General features: G+C 57.7%; 14 protein-coding genes. 9 read left to right on the top strand and 5 right to left on the bottom strand.

What is annotated here, in order from left to right:
* Window positions 1-429: 429 nt before the first annotated feature.
* From Q675_RS27380 to lnt, 4 genes are read left to right on the top strand one after another with little or no spacing between them, the layout of a single operon-like run.
* Window positions 430-1,416, top strand: a complete 987-nt coding sequence (locus tag Q675_RS27380) for a PhoH family protein (protein WP_023011116.1) — start codon at window positions 430-432, stop codon at window positions 1,414-1,416.
* Window positions 1,413-1,886 carry an rRNA maturation RNase YbeY gene (ybeY, locus tag Q675_RS27385; protein WP_023009083.1) on the top strand — a complete coding sequence of 158 codons (474 nt, stop codon included), beginning with the start codon at window positions 1,413-1,415 and terminating at the stop codon, window positions 1,884-1,886. Before Q675_RS27380 ends, ybeY begins: the two co-directional genes overlap by 4 nt.
* Window positions 1,883-2,728, top strand: a complete 846-nt coding sequence (locus Q675_RS27390) for an HlyC/CorC family transporter (RefSeq protein WP_011786186.1) — start codon at window positions 1,883-1,885, stop codon at window positions 2,726-2,728. The genes ybeY and Q675_RS27390 overlap by 4 nt, the downstream gene beginning before the upstream one ends.
* Window positions 2,718-4,262: an apolipoprotein N-acyltransferase gene (gene lnt, locus Q675_RS27395; protein WP_023011117.1), complete on the top strand. Its 1,545-nt coding sequence runs from the start codon at window positions 2,718-2,720 to the stop codon at window positions 4,260-4,262. Before Q675_RS27390 ends, lnt begins: the two co-directional genes overlap by 11 nt.
* Window positions 4,263-4,311: 49 nt before the next feature.
* On the opposite strand, the gene Q675_RS27400 is transcribed toward lnt, so the two are convergent.
* Window positions 4,312-4,860 (bottom strand): zinc ribbon-containing protein, encoded by a 549-nt coding sequence (locus tag Q675_RS27400; RefSeq protein ID WP_023011118.1) that lies wholly within the window; start codon window positions 4,858-4,860, stop codon window positions 4,312-4,314.
* Between the two features lie 152 nt (window positions 4,861-5,012).
* Here Q675_RS27400 and leuS point away from each other — a divergent pair, with 152 nt between their 5' ends.
* The 5 genes from leuS (at window position 5,013) to Q675_RS27425 (ending at window position 10,377) form a co-directional block, all read left to right on the top strand.
* Window positions 5,013-7,598 carry a leucine--tRNA ligase gene (leuS, locus tag Q675_RS27405; RefSeq protein ID WP_031211310.1) on the top strand — a complete coding sequence of 862 codons (2,586 nt, stop codon included), beginning with the start codon at window positions 5,013-5,015 and terminating at the stop codon, window positions 7,596-7,598.
* 1 nt (window position 7,599) lies between these two features.
* Complete coding sequence (lptE, locus tag Q675_RS27410; RefSeq protein ID WP_022991401.1) at window positions 7,600-8,175, top strand: LPS assembly lipoprotein LptE; 576 nt, start codon at window positions 7,600-7,602, stop codon at window positions 8,173-8,175.
* A complete protein-coding gene (gene holA / locus Q675_RS27415) occupies window positions 8,172-9,185 on the top strand; it encodes a DNA polymerase III subunit delta (RefSeq protein ID WP_022991402.1) in 1,014 nt (337 codons plus the stop codon). Before lptE ends, holA begins: the two co-directional genes overlap by 4 nt.
* Window positions 9,186-9,288: 103 nt before the next feature.
* Window positions 9,289-9,552: a hypothetical protein gene (locus Q675_RS27420; RefSeq protein WP_014422133.1), complete on the top strand. Its 264-nt coding sequence runs from the start codon at window positions 9,289-9,291 to the stop codon at window positions 9,550-9,552.
* A 189-nt stretch (window positions 9,553-9,741) separates the two neighbouring features.
* Window positions 9,742-10,377, top strand: a complete 636-nt coding sequence (locus Q675_RS27425) for an endonuclease (protein ID WP_022991403.1) — start codon at window positions 9,742-9,744, stop codon at window positions 10,375-10,377.
* Window positions 10,378-10,578: 201 nt separating this feature from the next.
* On the opposite strand, the gene Q675_RS27430 is transcribed toward Q675_RS27425, so the two are convergent.
* From Q675_RS27430 to Q675_RS27445, 4 genes are all read right to left on the bottom strand, one after another.
* The gene (locus Q675_RS27430) at window positions 10,579-12,369 is read right to left on the bottom strand and encodes an acyl-CoA dehydrogenase C-terminal domain-containing protein (RefSeq protein ID WP_023011120.1); all 1,791 of its coding nucleotides are present in this window, start codon (window positions 12,367-12,369) and stop codon (window positions 10,579-10,581) included.
* 220 nt (window positions 12,370-12,589) lie between these two features.
* Complete coding sequence (locus Q675_RS27435) at window positions 12,590-14,389, bottom strand: acyl-CoA dehydrogenase C-terminal domain-containing protein (protein ID WP_014422136.1); 1,800 nt, start codon at window positions 14,387-14,389, stop codon at window positions 12,590-12,592.
* 249 nt (window positions 14,390-14,638) lie between these two features.
* The gene (locus tag Q675_RS27440; protein ID WP_023011121.1) at window positions 14,639-15,355 is read right to left on the bottom strand and encodes a putative metalloprotease CJM1_0395 family protein; all 717 of its coding nucleotides are present in this window, start codon (window positions 15,353-15,355) and stop codon (window positions 14,639-14,641) included.
* A gap of 11 nt (window positions 15,356-15,366) precedes the next feature.
* Entirely contained in the window at window positions 15,367-15,612 is a 246-nt protein-coding gene (locus Q675_RS27445) for a flagellar basal body rod C-terminal domain-containing protein (RefSeq protein WP_011786197.1), read from the bottom strand.
* Between the last annotated feature and the right edge of the window lie 14 nt (window positions 15,613-15,626).

Here is a 15,626-nt window from a genome sequence, read left to right on the forward strand (position 1 = left end):
AGCTCGCTAGACGCTCAGGGGTGGGGGTGGTCTCCCAAAAACCGCTACAAGCACATCCCTGTGCGCTTCTCTCCGGCCATCCATGGCCTCCGACATTTTTGGGAGGCCCTTCCAGCCCACCTCCATCTGACCGCACGATGGCATGCTGAAAAATACCTGTTGTCTCCCGGTTTGCGAAGACGCTTGTTAACGCGAAATCAAGCCCCAGATAAACACATACTTGTTTTTCGAGTCGCGGACCTGCACATATTCCGGTAGGCCGGTGTGCGGTACGGCTTCCACAGACTGTTGAGGGCCAGGGACGGCCCGAAACAAGCGCACAGGGATGTGCTTGTAGCGTGTCTGTGGAAGCATAACCACGCATCGGCCATACTCCACCCATAGAAATGCTGACTCCCAACCAGGGGAGTCCAACGAAACGGAGCAAGATTGAACACTCACGATACCAGACAATTTGACCTGCACCCGGTGGACCAGCGCCGCCTGGCAACCTTGTGCGGACAGTTTGATGAACACCTGAAAATGATCGAGCAGCGCCTGCAAGTGAGAGTTGGCCGGCGCGGGCATCACTTTCGGGTGGAAGGCAGCACTGAAAACGTAGCGGCGGCAACTGAGGTTATCCGGCATCTGTACCGGGAAACCGAGGCCAGTGATGACATACCGCCCGATACCGTGCACCTGTTCATCCGCGAAACCGGCCTGGAACGGCTGCCGGATGATGTGCCTTACGATGAAGGCCAGGTCACTGTTATCAAGACACCGAAGCTGACCGCCAAACCCCGTGGCCGGAATCAGCAGAAGTATGTGCATAACATTCGCACCCACGACATCAACTTCGGCATCGGGCCCGCGGGTACCGGTAAGACGTGGTTGGCAGTGGCTTGTGCTGTCGAGGCTCTGAAAGACGAGCAGGTGAAGCGTATTCTGCTGGTTCGGCCGGCGGTGGAGGCCGGCGAGAAGCTGGGCTTTTTGCCTGGCGATCTGGCCCAGAAGGTGGACCCGTACCTGCGCCCGCTCTACGACGCACTATACGAAATGCTGGGATTCGATCAGGTCACCCGCCTGATCGAGAAAAGCGTGATCGAGATTGCACCCCTGGCATTCATGCGCGGCCGCACCCTGAACAACTCGTTTATTATTCTGGACGAAAGCCAGAATACCACCCGGGAGCAGATGAAGATGTTCCTGACCCGGATAGGCTTTGGCTCTACCGCGGTCATTACCGGCGATACCACCCAGGTGGACCTGCCCCGCGGACAGAATTCCGGGCTGATTCATGCCGCCAGCGTGTTGAGCAAGGTCCCGGGTATTGGCTTTACCCGTTTCGACGCCAAGGATGTGGTGCGTCACCCCCTGGTTCAACGCATTGTTGAAGCCTACGATTCTTTCAACGACGGGAGTGCCACAGGCCAATGAGCAAGGTAACTGTGGACCTTCAGATGGCCTTTGACGGCACGGGCGTACCTACCGAGGCGTTGTTTGAAGCCTGGGCAGAGGCGGCGTGGCAGGATGAGAATCCAACCGAAGTTACCATCCGTATTGTCGATAACGACGAAAGCCGTGAGCTGAATCACCAGTACCGGGACAAGGACAAGCCTACCAATGTTTTGTCCTTCCCATTTGAAGCACCAGCGGGTATAACGGTGCCATTGGCCGGAGATCTCGTGATTTGCGCGCCAGTTGTTGAACAGGAAGCGCGGGAGCAGAGCAAAGACGCTGTCGCCCACTGGGCCCATATGGTGGTGCACGGTATGCTGCATCTCCAGGGCTACGATCATATTGAAGATAATGAAGCCGAGGTCATGGAAGCCCTCGAGATCCGGCTGCTGGCGCAGCTCGGATTTGCTAACCCTTACGAAGCAGAGGAAACGGAACCAGACTCATGAGCGACGATCAGTCGAGTCGCAGTCAGGGCAACAAGTCCTGGCTGGAGCGTATATCACAGGCCTTTTCCAGCGGGCCTGAGTCCGTAGAGGACGTGCTGGAAATCCTGCGGGATGCTGAATCCCAGAGCATTATTGATGCTGACTCCATGAGCATCATTGAAGGCGCCATGCAGGTGATCGACATGCGAGTGGACGAGATCATGATCCCCCGCTCCCAGATGATCACCGTAAAGGCATCTCAGGAACCCAAAGAGTTCCTGCCCGAGATTATGTCTTCCGCCCATAGCCGCTTTCCGGTCATCGGCGAGAGCCAGGATGACGTCATCGGGGTACTGCTGGCGAAAGACCTGCTTCCTCTTGCCCTCAACAACGATCTGAACTGGAACCGCATCCGCGAAATCCTGCGGCCGCCCACCTTTGTTCCCGAAAGCAAGCGTTTGAACCAGCTGCTCAAGGAGTTCAAGGAAAATCGTAATCACATGGCGATTGTGGTGGATGAGTACGGCGGAACCGCTGGCCTTATCACCATCGAAGACGTGCTGGAACAGATCGTCGGTGAAATCGAAGACGAACATGACTTCGATGAGGAGACCCATATCAAGGCCCGGGGCGACGGGACCTTTGCGGTGAAGGCCGTGACGCCCATCGATGATTTCAACGAATTCTTCGAGACAGACATGGATGAAGAAGAGTTCGATACCATTGGCGGCCTGGTACTGAAAGAATTTGGACACCTGCCCAGACGGGGCGAAACGGTTGAATTCGGCGGCTTGCAGTTTACTATTGCCAACGCCGATAACCGAGTCATCCGTCTGTTGCAGGTAACCCGCAGTGAGTCATGATCCACAGCACCCGCCACTGAAACTCCCGTTCAGCACCCGAAAATGGCTGGGCGCCGCAATCCTTGTGATTGCCGGCGCTCTGCAAACACTGACCTTCTCGCCATTCTATCTGTGGTGGCTGGGGCCCTTGTCGGTGTTTCTGATCCTGCTGGTCACCGTACACCAGGCGCCGGACAAGCTGTTCCGCTCCGGCTGGCTGGCCGGGCTTGGTCTGTTCGCCTCCGGTGCCAGCTGGATTTACGTCAGCATCAGCGAGCACGGCAATACTTCGGCACCTCTGGCCATTGTACTCATGGTCCTGTTTATTGCCGGGCTGGCCCTGTTCCATGGGCTGGCCTTCTGGTTCTGGGGCAAACTCGCCAAAGACAGCGCACCACGCCGACTCTTGCTGTTCCCTGCCATCTGGGTACTGGGCGACTGGTTGCGTGGCTGGCTGCTGACTGGTTTTCCATGGCTGTATCTGGGCACCGCCCATACCGACGGCCCCCTGGCCGGGCTGGCGCCACTGACTGGCGTGCATGGCATTACCTTCTGGATCACCGTTACCGCAGTGGCTGCTTACGGCGCCTGGTGGCTGTTCAAACTTGACAGGAAGGTCACTGCTGGCGCCGTTCTGGTAGCAGCTCTGCTGCCCTGGCTGATCGCCCCGGCCATGAACAAAGCTGACTGGACCGAGCTCAGCGAAGAGCCCGTCAGCTTTGCGGCGATGCAGGGCAACATACCGCAACAGATCAAGTGGGATCCTGATTTCCTGCGCGATCAGATTGTGGCTTATCTGGGCATGACCGAAGCGCACTGGCAAACCGACCTGATCCTCTGGCCAGAAACAGCCATCCCCATTCCGCAAGACCAGGCTGGCAAGGTCATTGATCATATCCGGGAACAGTTAGGAGAAAACAGCACGCTGATCACCGGCATCCCCTGGTATGGCTACAGCGGCCGAATTGAAGACTACACCTTCCACAACAGCATTATGGCCATCGGCAATGGCGAGGGCATGTACCACAAACAGAAGCTGGTGCCCTTTGGCGAATATGTGCCACTTCAGGGTCTGCTGCGGGGGCTGATCGGTTTCTTTGACCTGCCCATGAGTAGCTTCACGCCTGGGCCAGAGCAGCAAGCGCCGCTGGTCGCCAATGGCATGAAAATCACCCCTTACATCTGCTATGAAGTGGCCTACCCCGATTTCGTGGCGTTTAATGCCCGCAACACCGATCTGCTGCTGACGATCAGTAACGACGGCTGGTTCGGTGATTCCATCGGCCCGCTACAACATCTGCAGATTGCCCGCATGAGAGCCCTGGAGACCGGCCGCTACATGCTGCGGGGCACCAACAACGGTGTCACTGCGATCATCAATCACAAGGGCGAGATTACCGAGCGCATCCCACAGTTCGAGCGCGCGGTACTGACCGGTGAGGTATTTACGGCAACCGGGAGCACACCCTATATGCAAACAGGATCCTGGCCGGTGCTGACGTTGGCGATCATCCTGATTGTGTTCATTCGCGAGCGGGTAATCCCGAAAAACTGAGCGCCCTGAGTCTGCGGCGCGAATGGCTTGCAGACTCAAGGCGATGGCTTCAGCTTTCTTTCGGTGGCCAGCGGCTGGTTACCCGCTCAAAGTAATGGGAGCCGCAGGCCTCGCAGGGATGCAGGTGGCTGGTCTTGGTCAGACAAAGCATGTGGCTGCAGTTCATGCACCGGAACATACCCGCCGTGGCCACTTCACCGGAGATATAGTGACTGACGTCCTGATTCTCCAGCTTCTGCTTCAGTTCCAGAGTATCAACCAGGGTCTGATCGGCCACCGAGAGAAGCCGGTCTGCCAGGGTGTGTTCCAGTAACGCGATATCCAGTTGCAGCCATTCTCCCAGGCCTTCCCCGGTCTCCTCCACGAAATGCAACAGGTGCTCCAGATCCCGCTGAAGATACGCCCCGAGCAGATCCGCTTCTTCCCGGGTCATTTCCTCGACCTCGTATTCCACTTCTATCGCTTTCTGAACTTCTTCCTCCAGCGTCTGCAACGACGTTTCCTGTAGCACATGCAGGCGTGTCTGCACCCGCTCAAGCATCCGGTCGTAGACCTCAAGGGCTTTTCCGGAGAGGTGACTGCGTTCTGGCTCGCTCATTTGGGCTCCTTATTCTGCACCTTTCACCATACTCTCAGTCTGGCACAAACCCGCAGAATTGGCAGACTACCTGTTAAGCCGCGTGTGCGTTAGAATGTTCGGCCTTTTCTCGAACATCCTTTTCACACAGGGTACTTTTGGCAATGGCAGGAATGGACGAACAATACAACCCACGTGAAGTAGAACAGACCGCCCGCACTTTCTGGGAAACCAACGAGACCTTCAAGGTCAAGGAAGAGCCGGGCAAGCCCAAGTACTACTGCCTGTCCATGTTCCCCTACCCCAGCGGCAAGCTGCATATGGGCCACGTCCGCAACTACACCATCGGCGACGTGATTTCCCGCTACCAGCGTATGCAGGGCAAGAATGTAATGCAGCCTATGGGCTGGGACGCTTTCGGCCTGCCTGCCGAAAATGCCGCGATTGCCAACAAGTCTGCACCGGCCAAGTGGACTCGCTCCAACATTGATTACATGAAGAACCAGCTCAAGCAGCTGGGGTTTGGCTACGACTGGAGCCGCGAACTGGCCACCTGCGACCCGGAATACTACCGCTGGGAACAGTGGTTCTTCGCCCGCCTCTACGAGAAAGGCCTGGTGTACAAGAAGATGTCCACCGTGAACTGGGACCCGGTTGACCAGACCGTACTGGCCAACGAGCAGGTGGTTGACGGTCGGGGCTGGCGCTCCGGTGCCCTGGTCGAGCAGAAAAAGATTCCGCAGTGGTTCATCCGCATTACCGACTACGCGGAAGAACTGCTGAACGATCTGGAAGACATGGAGGGCTGGCCCGAGCAGGTCAAGACCATGCAGCGCAACTGGATCGGCAAATCGGTAGGGACCGAGCTGACCTTCCCGCTGAAAGAGCAGGAAGGTGGTCTGACGGTTTACACCACCCGCCCGGACACGCTGATGGGCGTCAGCTACATGGCAGTCGCCGCTGAGCACCCTCTGGCCAAGGCGGCGGCCGAGCGCCACCGCGATGTGGCCGAGTTTGTCGACCAGTGCCGTAACAGCAAGGTGGCCGAAGCCGAGCTGGCGACCATGGAAAAGAAAGGTATAGATACCGGCTTCAAGGCCATTCACCCGCTGACCCAGGAAGAAATCCCGGTCTGGGTCGCCAACTTTGTACTCACGGACTACGGCACCGGAGCCCTGATGGCGGTTCCTGGCCATGATGAGCGGGATCACGAGTTTGCCGTCAAGTACAAGCTGCCCATCAAACAGGTGATTGCACCGAACGACAGCCGCGATATCGATATCCAGGAGCAGGCCTTCACAGAGAAAGGCGTTCTGGTGTCCTCCGGCAAATACAGCGGCCTGACCAGCGAAGAGGCGTTTGAGGAAATCGCGGATTACCTTGAAGCCCAGGGCATTGGCAAACGTACCGTGAACTACCGTCTGCGTGACTGGGGTGTGTCCCGGCAGCGCTACTGGGGTGCGCCCATCCCGATGATGACGCTGGAGGACGGCACCGAGATGCCGGTGCCGGATGACCAGCTACCGGTTCGTCTGCCCGAAGACGTTGAAATGGACGGCGTCCAGTCGCCGATCAAGGCCGACCTGGAGTGGTGCAAGACCGAATACAACGGCCAGCCAGCCACCCTGGAAACCGATACCTTCGATACCTTCATGGAGTCCTCCTGGTATTACGCCCGTTTCTGCAGCCCGAACTACGACAAGGGCATGCTGGACCCGGCTGCCGCCAATTACTGGCTGCCAGTCGACCAGTACATCGGCGGCATCGAGCACGCGATTCTGCACCTGCTGTATGCCCGGTTCTTCCACAAGCTGCTGCGCGACGTTGGTCTGGTGAACAGTTCCGAGCCATTCAAGCGCCTGCTGACCCAGGGCATGGTTCTGGCCGAGACCTACTACCGCAATGAAGCAAATGGCGGGAAAACCTGGTACAACCCGGCCGATGTGACGGTTGAGCGCGATGGCAAGGGCCAGGTAGTGCGAGCGGTGCTGAAATCGGACGGCGAGCCTGTGGAAATCGGTGGCGTTACCAAAATGTCCAAATCCAAGAACAACGGCATCGATCCCCAGGCCATCATCGATCAGCACGGTGCCGACACTGTGCGGTTGTTCATGATGTTTGCGGCACCACCTGAGCAGTCGCTGGAGTGGTCCGACAGCGGCGTTGAGGGCGCCCATCGCTTCCTCAAACGACTGTGGCGGATGGTCAATGAGCATACCGCCAGTGGCGAAGCTCCGGCGGTTGATCCTGCCAGCCTCAATGGTGCTCAGAAAGACCTGCGCCGCAAGACCCACGAAACCATCGCCAAAGTCAGCGATGACATCAGCCGCCGCCTGACCTTCAATACCGCCATCGCGGCTGTCATGGAACTGCTCAACGAAGTGGGCAGGCTCAGCGATGACGAGCCGCAAACCCGCGCGGTGCGTCAGGAAGCCCTGGATACCGCCGTGCTGGTGCTTTCCCCCATTGTGCCGCACATCTGTCACAACCTGTGGCAGGCCCTCGGCCACTCCGACACGGTGGTCGACGCCTCCTGGCCGGTTGCCGACGAAAGCGCGATGGTTCGTAGCGAAATCGAGGTGGTTCTGCAGGTGAACGGCAAGGTCCGGGCCAAGGAGAACGTACCGGCGGATATTGGCAAGACAGATCTGGAGAAGCTTGCCCTGGAGAACGAAAACGTCATGCGTTTCACCGACGGCAAGACCGTACGAAAAGTGATCGTTGTGCCAGGTAAACTCGTGAACGTGGTGGCTAACTAAGATGCCCTGCCCTGTCCCTGAACTGAAAAAGCTGGGCCTTCTGGCACTGCTTGCCTCGCTGCTCACCCTGACCGGCTGTGGCTTTCAGTTACGGGGCAGCTCCCCGGTTCCGGCTGCCCTGCAACCCCTGGCTATTGACTGCCCGTCCTCCCTGCCCGGACAGTTCTGCCAGTCTCTGCGTGAGCAGCTGGAGCTCGGTGGCATCGAGCTGCGGAATCCGGGCCAGGCAGACTACCTGCTGCGCCTGTCGGACTACCGCCAGGACCGCCGGGCTTCAGCCATTACCGCACAGGCAGCGGCGGCTGAGTACATTCTGCGCCACACGGTCGCCATGGAGCTGGTGACCAAAGACCAGATCCCGCTGATTGCCACCACCGACCTGAACGCCAGTGAAACCTACCGCTACGACGAGACCAATGTACTCGCCAAACAGCGCGAGGAAGACGAATTGCGGCAACAATTGGGCGATCGCCTTGCCCAGCAGGTGATCTTCCGGCTGGCGCCTATGTCCCGACAACGAATTGATGCCCTGGTTCAGGAACACACCGCCGATGGTGAGGAGCCTGAATCACCATGAAAACCCAGCCCGGCCAACTCCCGCAACTTCTGAAGAAAGGCCTGGCTTCGGTTTACCTGATCTCCGGCGATGAACCCCTGCTGGTTCAGGAATGCTGTGACCAGATCCGCGCCGCCGCCCGTGAAGCTGGCTATCTGGACCGGCTCACGTTTCACGCAGACAATCAGTTCGACTGGAATACGGTTGCTGACGAATGCAACGCCCTGTCCCTGTTCGCTGAAAAACGTCGCATTGAGATTCATCTGCCCACCGGCAAACTTGGCGATGGCCGCCGGGTTCTGGAGCAGGTACTGCAATCCCCGCCGGAAGACGTCATTCTATTGCTGATCAGCGCCAGACTGGATGCCGCCGAAACCAAGCGCAAATGGTACAAGGAACTTCAGGGCCATGGCGTGCACGTTCCGCTCTGGCCGGTCGAGGGAGACAAGTTTCCAGGATGGTTGCAGCAACGGGCCACCGCAAAAGGCCTCAGCCTGACCCGTGGAGCACTCGGTATTCTTGCAGAGCGCCTGGAGGGCAATCTGCTGGCCGCCAGCCAGGAGCTGGACCGTCTGACGCTGCTCACCAACGGCAAAACCATCGATGAAGAGACGGTGGAACAGGCCGTACAGGATAGTGCCAGGTTCAACGGCTTTGAACTGGTCACGGAACTGCTATCCGGAAAGGCGGTTCATGCCTGCCGCATGATCGGGGTGCTGGAGCAGGAGGGCGAAAATCCTCTTGGACTACTCACTGTGCTCGCTCGTGACCTTCATCTTATTGTTGAGCTTAAAACCGCCTTGCCCGGTGGAGAAAACCCCGCGGGCTTTCTGAAAAAGCGCGGCGTTTTCCAGCCAAAGCGTTCGTCCGCCGTCCAGCAAGCGGCTCGAAGACTTTCACTGGCCGAGTTACACCAGGCAATCAACCTTTGTAGTCTGATTGATCGGGCCGCCAAAGGTTTCGATGATCTTTCCCCCTGGCATCACCTGCGGGATCTCTCCCTTATTCTGGCCGGCAAGCGGGCCAGCTGATCTGAATCAAAGCGGGATAACGCCGGCCCGCTCAGGGACTTGACACTTTTTCACGTTCGGGCGCATTGTAGAACTCCCAACTCATCAGGGAAGGAGAAATACCATGAGTCTGCAAGACGATTTCAACAAGCTGTCCGACAAGATCAAGCAATATCGTGACGAGGCGCGCGTTCAGTTGCACCTTGCAAGGGAAGATGTAAAAGACGAATGGGACGATCTGGAGCAGGATTGGGATCGGTTCCGGTCAAAGCTGGATCAGATTTTCCATGATGCCGAGAATGCCAGCAATGAGGCGAGGGAAACTGCTCGCAAGCTGGGAGAGGATCTGAAAACCGGTTACCAGAACATCCGTAACAAACTGAAATAAAGCGTTAACTGGTTAACAAATAAACACATCTCTCCGTAAACAGGGGCTTTTGTCTCACTGCCTCTGTGCCATACTTCACAGTAAAGACTGAACAGTTCGTCATAATTTCGTCGAACTGTTCATTTTGCCACCAACCAGTCGTCTGGCTGGCCACGGCGTATGACACGTGCTGTGAGGTATAACGGTCATATGAAAAAAATAATCGCACTCTCCGTCACCCTGACTTTCTCACTTACCGCCGGCATGGTCGTGGGCCAGAATACCCGTTTCAGTGACCCGCAAACGGTCATTGATAATGAATTCTGGAGCAACCTGTATGCCGACGGCGGCTCGTCGTTCTTCTGTGATACTCCCTTCACTGGTAAGGGCTTTGTCATGACCGATGGCTACGTTTATCCACTTGCCGACATTCGCACTGCCCTGGACTGCGGAACAACCTCCCAGTGCCGCCAGGACAATCGCTATCGGCAAATTACGTCTGATCTTCATAACATGGTACCGGTACGAACCCGCGTTGAAATGCGGCGGCGTAACGCCCGGTATGAGAATCTTGGCGAGACCACGGGCGCCGATGATTGCGGGATTCGTGAAAGCGCCCAGTTCTTTGAACCGCCAGAGCGGGTTAAAGGCGACGTTGCCCGCACCATGGCCTATATGGTGGATACTTATGGCCTGCCCTGGCTGGGGGCCACGCCGGTGTTCAAAGGCTGGAGCAAACTGGATCCCCCGGATGACCGGGAGTTGAGCCGGCATAAGCGAATTGCCGAAATTCAGGGCAATGAGAATCCGTTTGTGGTGAATCCGGGGCTGATAGAACGTCTATAGATTGACGCAAGCCAGGAGGTGGGGTAGAGCTTTCCGAAACACGCTGTGAATACTTCCATGTACGCTCTGTTCCGCCATCCCTGGCTCCACAAGGTTTCGGAAAGCTCTACCCCACCTCCTGGCCCAAACCTGAGTAAATAGCATCCATAAAAAAGCAGGCCATCAAGGCCTGCTTTTTTCATTTCTGCTTCAGAAATCAGATCAGATTTCGTTAGCTGCCGGCGCCATCATGGCCTCGCTGCCACTGCGAATGCCTTCGGCCAGAGACACGGTCTTTGGCAACAGGCGGTCGAAGTAGAAGCGAGCAGTCTTGACCTTGCCGGTATAGAAGCCAGAGGTATCGCTCTCGGCTTTCGGAGCAGCAGCTTTGACCACTTTGGCCCACATATACGCCAGAGCGGTGTAGCCGAACATGTCGAGATAATCGACAGCAGCGGCACCAATGGCTTCCGGATTGTTAGCCGCCTGGTTCACCACGTGTTCGGTGACGTCTGACAGGCGCTCCAGGGAGGCCGCCAGCGGCTCAAGGTAGGGGCGCAAAGCTTCGTCGCTGCTGTTGGCTTCGATGAAGGCGGCAACGTCCTGGGCGAACAGTTCGTACAGTTTGCCCTGGCTGCCCACCACTTTACGACCCATCAGGTCCATGGCCTGGATGCCATTGGTACCCTCATAGATCTGGGTGATGCGGCAGTCACGTACCAGCTGCTCTTGGCCCCACTCGCGGATGAAACCGTGGCCACCAAAGACCTGCTGGCCGATGATGGTGGTGTCCAGACCACGATCGGTCAGGAAGGCCTTGGCGACCGGCGTCAGCAGGGCAACCATGCCTTCGGCATGCTTGCGCTGTTCGTCGTTGTCGGAGTACTTGGAGATATCCAGCCACTGGGCGACGTAGGTAGAGAAGGCACGACCACCCTCTACGTAGCTCTTCATGGTCATCAGCATGCGGCGCACGTCCGGGTGCACCAGAATCGGGTCAGCGGCCTTTTCAGGCTGCTGGGCACCGGTCGGCGCGCGGCTCTGGATACGCTCGTTGGCGTATTCGCGGGCGCTCTGCAGGGACGCTTCGGCGGCACCAATGCCCTGGATGCCCACACCCAGGCGCTCATAGTTCATCATGGTGAACATGGCGGCCAGGCCTTTGTTTTCTTCACCAACCAGCCAGCCTTTGGCACCATCAAAGTTCATCACGCAGGTGGCGGAGCCTTTGATACCCATCTTCTTCTCGATGGAACCACAGCTGAACTGGTTACGCTCGCCCAGGGAACCGTCGTCGTTCACCATGAACTTGGGCACCAGGAACAGGGAAATACCCTTCGGGCCTTTCGGCGCGTCCGGCAGTTTGGCCAGCACCAGGTGGATAATATTCTCCGCCATGTCATGCTCGCCCCAAGTGATGAAAATCTTGGTGCCGGTGATGTTGAAGGAGCCGTCGTCGTTCGGTTCAGCTTTGGTCCGGATAATACCCAGATCGGTTCCGGCGTGAGGCTCAGTCAGGTCCATCGCACCAGACCAGACGCCGGAGTACATGTTCGGCAGGTACTTTTCTTTCAGCTCCTGGCTGCCGTGGGCATCCAGGGCCAGGCAGGCGCCGGCGGTCAGCATCGGAGCCAGACCGAAGGCCATGTTGGCGCCCTGCATCATTTCTTCAAACTGGGCCACCAGCGTCTTGGGCATACCCATGCCACCGAAGTCCGGGTTACCACCCAAACCGTTCCATCCACCTTCCACGATGGTCTGGTAGGCTTCTTTGAACCCTTCCGGCGTGGAAACTTCGCCTTCGTTCCACTTACAGCCCTGTTCGTCGGCTTCGCGGTTCAGGGGAGCCAGCACGCCGCTGGTGATCTTGCCCGCTTCTTCAAGGATGGCGTCAGCGGTGTCGGGATCTACGTTTTCTGCAATCTTTGGCAGTGACGCCCACAGGGAGGGTGCGTCAAACACTTCGTTCAGAACGAAACGCATGTCACGAAGGGGTGCCTGATAATCAGCCATGTAAAACTCTCCAGAAATTCAGTCAGTCACTTGGGGGGCGGTGTTGATGCCTCTTCTGTTGGAGGTCGGAGCCCACCCGCTCGGCTATGTGTCCGAAACAAGGTTGTTGTTCTATGGCGCGCTATTCTACCTCAAAACACGCCGGCAACTCATGAAAAAAGCCCGCCTCCTGCGGGAGAACGGGCTTTCTCTGTGCCATCAACCAGATAGCAACCCCGCCTTAGATAGCGAAGGCTTCTTCCGGCATGTCCAGCAGGCTGTCTGCACCGGCCAGCATGGTTTCTGCGTGAGTCCGGGTGCGCGGCAGCAGACGCTTGAAGTAGAAGCGTGCAGACTGAACCTTGGCGTTGTAGAACATCTCCTCAGAGGTGCCTTCGGCCATCTTGTCCAGTGCTACCTTGGCCATGCGGGCCCACAGGTAAGCGAAGACCGCATAACCGGAGTACATCAGGTAGTCCACAGCAGCAGCACCGACTTCCTCGCGGTTCTTCATGGCGGTCATACCAACCTTCATGGTCAGATCGCCCCACTCCTTGTTGATCGCAGCCAGCGGCTCGATGAATTCTTTCAGCTGCTCGTTGTCTGCGTTCTCTTTGCAGAAGACGTGAACCTGCTTGGTGAACACTTTCAGAGCTTCACCCTGGGTCATCAGAACCTTACGGCCCAGCAGATCCAGCGCCTGGATACCGGTGGTACCCTCGTAGATCATGCCGATGCGGGAATCACGAACGTTCTGCTCCATGCCCCACTCGGTGATGAAGCCGTGACCACCGAATACCTGCATACCCAGGTTGGCAGACTCGTAACCGATCTCGGTCAGGAATGCCTTGGCGATCGGGGTCAAGAAGCCCAGCAGCGCGTCAGCGTGCTTGCGCTCTTCCTCAGTCTTGCCAGAGTGAACCACGTCCACTTGCTGGCCAGCCAGGTAGATCAGAGCACGGGCGCCTTCGGCCACAACTTTCTGAGTCAGCAGCATGCGGCGTACGTCCGGGTGCACGATGATCGGGTCAGCGATGCCGTCCGGATTCTTCGGACCGCTCAGGGAACGCATAGCCAGACGCTCCTTGGCGTAGGCCAGGGAACCCTGGAAGCCCAGCTCGGCAGAACCCAGGCCCTGGATAGCAGTACCGATACGGGCAGTGTTCATGAACGTGAACATGCAGTTCAGGCCTTTGTTCTCCGGCCCGATCAGCCAGCCCTTGGCACCGTCGAAGTTCATCACACAGGTCGCGTTACCGTGAATACCCATCTTGTGCTCCAGGGAGCCACAGGAAACCGCGTTGCGCTCACCGGCAGAACCGTCTTCGTTCGGCAACTGCTTGGGCACGATAAACAGGGAGATACCCTTGGTGCCTTCCGGAGCACCCGGCAGACGAGCCAGTACGATGTGAACGATGTTCTCAGCCATGTCGTGCTCGCCGGCAGAGATGAAGATCTTGGTACCGGTGATGCTGTAGCTGCCGTCAGCGTTCGGCTCGGCCTTGGTGCGCAGGGTGCCCAGGTCAGAACCACAATGCGGCTCGGTCAGACACATGGTACCGGTCCACTCACCGCTGATCAGCTTGGTCAGGTAGGTCTGCTTCTGCTCTTCAGTGCCGTGGGCTTCGATCGTGTTGGTGGCACCGTGGCTCAGGCCCGGGTACATACCCCAGGACCAGTTGGAGGTGCCAACCATTTCGCTGATAACCAGGCCAATGGAATGCGGCAGGCCCTGGCCACCGTAGTTGGGATCGGCAGTCATGGACGGCCAGCCACCTTCAACGTACTGCTGGTACGCTTCTTTGAAGCCGGTCGGGGTTTTCACGCCGTCTTCGCTCCAGGTACAGCCCTCCTGGTCACCCACCTGGTTCAGCGGAGACAGTACCTGCTCACAGAATTTCGCACCTTCCTGGATAATGGCATCAACCATATCCGGAGTTGCATCTTCGGCACCTTCCAGATTGGCGTAGTGCTGCTCGCTGTTCAGCAGCTCGTTCATTACGAATTTAATGTCACGCAGGGGCGCTTTGTATTCAGGCATGGAATCCACCTCGGTTCTGGGTCTCAGCTGAAACGGGTTTACAGCTTATGGCCTCGGGTTTGCTCAGACACCATGATGCACCGCATCACGGCCTTAATTAAACACTTGTTTGAAACATACGTTTTGAGGCACAGAATTGTCAATAGCTTTGACTGAAATTTGTGTTGGTTTTGTGTTCGATCAGCAAATTCTCAGGGCAGAAATGACCGGAGAAAACGGGAAGACAAAGAGAAAGGCCAGACGAAGCGATCAGGCGAACAGGGAAGTCACAGACTCGGAATAGCGGGAGTCGCCTGTCATGGCAGAGACATTGCGGTAGCTCTCTTCCGCCTCGCGGGAACGGGCACTGCGAGCATCACCCTGGCTTCCCTCAACACGGGCAGAGGCTTCCGCCGTCCGGGATTCGCCCTCACCTGCCGCCAGCTCCGACTGTGCCTGCAACATGGTCTGCATGGCCTGGGCGGCAACAGCGCGATCCTGACCGGAGGGCTGGGCAGGCGCCATGGCAGCAGCCCGCACCACGCGCATTTTTTCAATGGTGGCCTGAGGATCCCCCGCCACCGGCGAAACATCAATGGGAACTTCACCGCCTACCGCATACTGGGCGCCATCCGGCCCTCGCTGGTAGGTAAACGACATAGCACCCGCGTACTGCCCACCAGCAGCCTGATGCGCCGCCTCGTGAGCACGCACTTCCCTGTCCCGGGCTTTGAGGTCAGTCAGCTGCTTCAGCTCTTCATCGGTCAGGCCTTGCGGATTCTCGCCCGCGTCGGAGCGTGATTCGGAAGACTGGTCGGATTTTCGTCCTTCGGAAGACTGCTCAACCGATTTTGAGGTTGATGAAGTATCGCCACTGGCAGGCTTTTCACCGGAAGCCTCCGGTGTTCGGCCACTGCCTGCGAACGGCGTGGACGCACCGGTGGGAGAGCCGGAGAAGATGGGAGCGATTGAGGAGAATACGTTCACAGAAACCTGGCTCAGGCGCGAATATCCAGCAGGGTACCCAGCGTTTCATCAGCGGTTTTAACGACCTGAGCAGAGGCCTCGACGCTGCGCTCGTATAGTTTCAGGTCGATCATGGGTTCCACCAGATTTCCAGCGCCCTCCGCTGAGCCCTGAGGACCGTCAACGCCACCTCGGGCAATTTTCCGGGCCGCGTTCTCCATGCCCACCATGCCGTCCTGGATACCCTGAATCCCGATAGCAAGTGTGTTGTTGATCATGAGCAGCCATTCCT

The organism is Marinobacter sp. EN3, assembly GCF_000475315.1.
Classification (GTDB): domain Bacteria; phylum Pseudomonadota; class Gammaproteobacteria; order Pseudomonadales; family Oleiphilaceae; genus Marinobacter; species Marinobacter nauticus.

Coding starts and splice junctions, on each gene's coding strand:
- ybeY (WP_023009083.1), top strand. CDS start 1,413: ATGAGCAAGGTAACTGTGGACCTTCAGATGGCCTTTGACGGCACGGGC.
- Q675_RS27390 (WP_011786186.1), top strand. CDS start 1,883: ATGAGCGACGATCAGTCGAGTCGCAGTCAGGGCAACAAGTCCTGGCTG.
- Q675_RS27400 (WP_023011118.1), bottom strand. CDS start 4,860: ATGAGCGAGCCAGAACGCAGTCACCTCTCCGGAAAAGCCCTTGAGGTC.
- leuS (WP_031211310.1), top strand. CDS start 5,013: ATGGACGAACAATACAACCCACGTGAAGTAGAACAGACCGCCCGCACT.
- lptE (WP_022991401.1), top strand. CDS start 7,600: ATGCCCTGCCCTGTCCCTGAACTGAAAAAGCTGGGCCTTCTGGCACTG.
- holA (WP_022991402.1), top strand. CDS start 8,172: ATGAAAACCCAGCCCGGCCAACTCCCGCAACTTCTGAAGAAAGGCCTG.
- Q675_RS27420 (WP_014422133.1), top strand. CDS start 9,289: ATGAGTCTGCAAGACGATTTCAACAAGCTGTCCGACAAGATCAAGCAA.
- Q675_RS27425 (WP_022991403.1), top strand. CDS start 9,742: ATGAAAAAAATAATCGCACTCTCCGTCACCCTGACTTTCTCACTTACC.
- Q675_RS27430 (WP_023011120.1), bottom strand. CDS start 12,369: ATGGCTGATTATCAGGCACCCCTTCGTGACATGCGTTTCGTTCTGAAC.
- Q675_RS27435 (WP_014422136.1), bottom strand. CDS start 14,389: ATGCCTGAATACAAAGCGCCCCTGCGTGACATTAAATTCGTAATGAAC.
- Q675_RS27445 (WP_011786197.1), bottom strand. CDS start 15,612: ATGATCAACAACACACTTGCTATCGGGATTCAGGGTATCCAGGACGGC.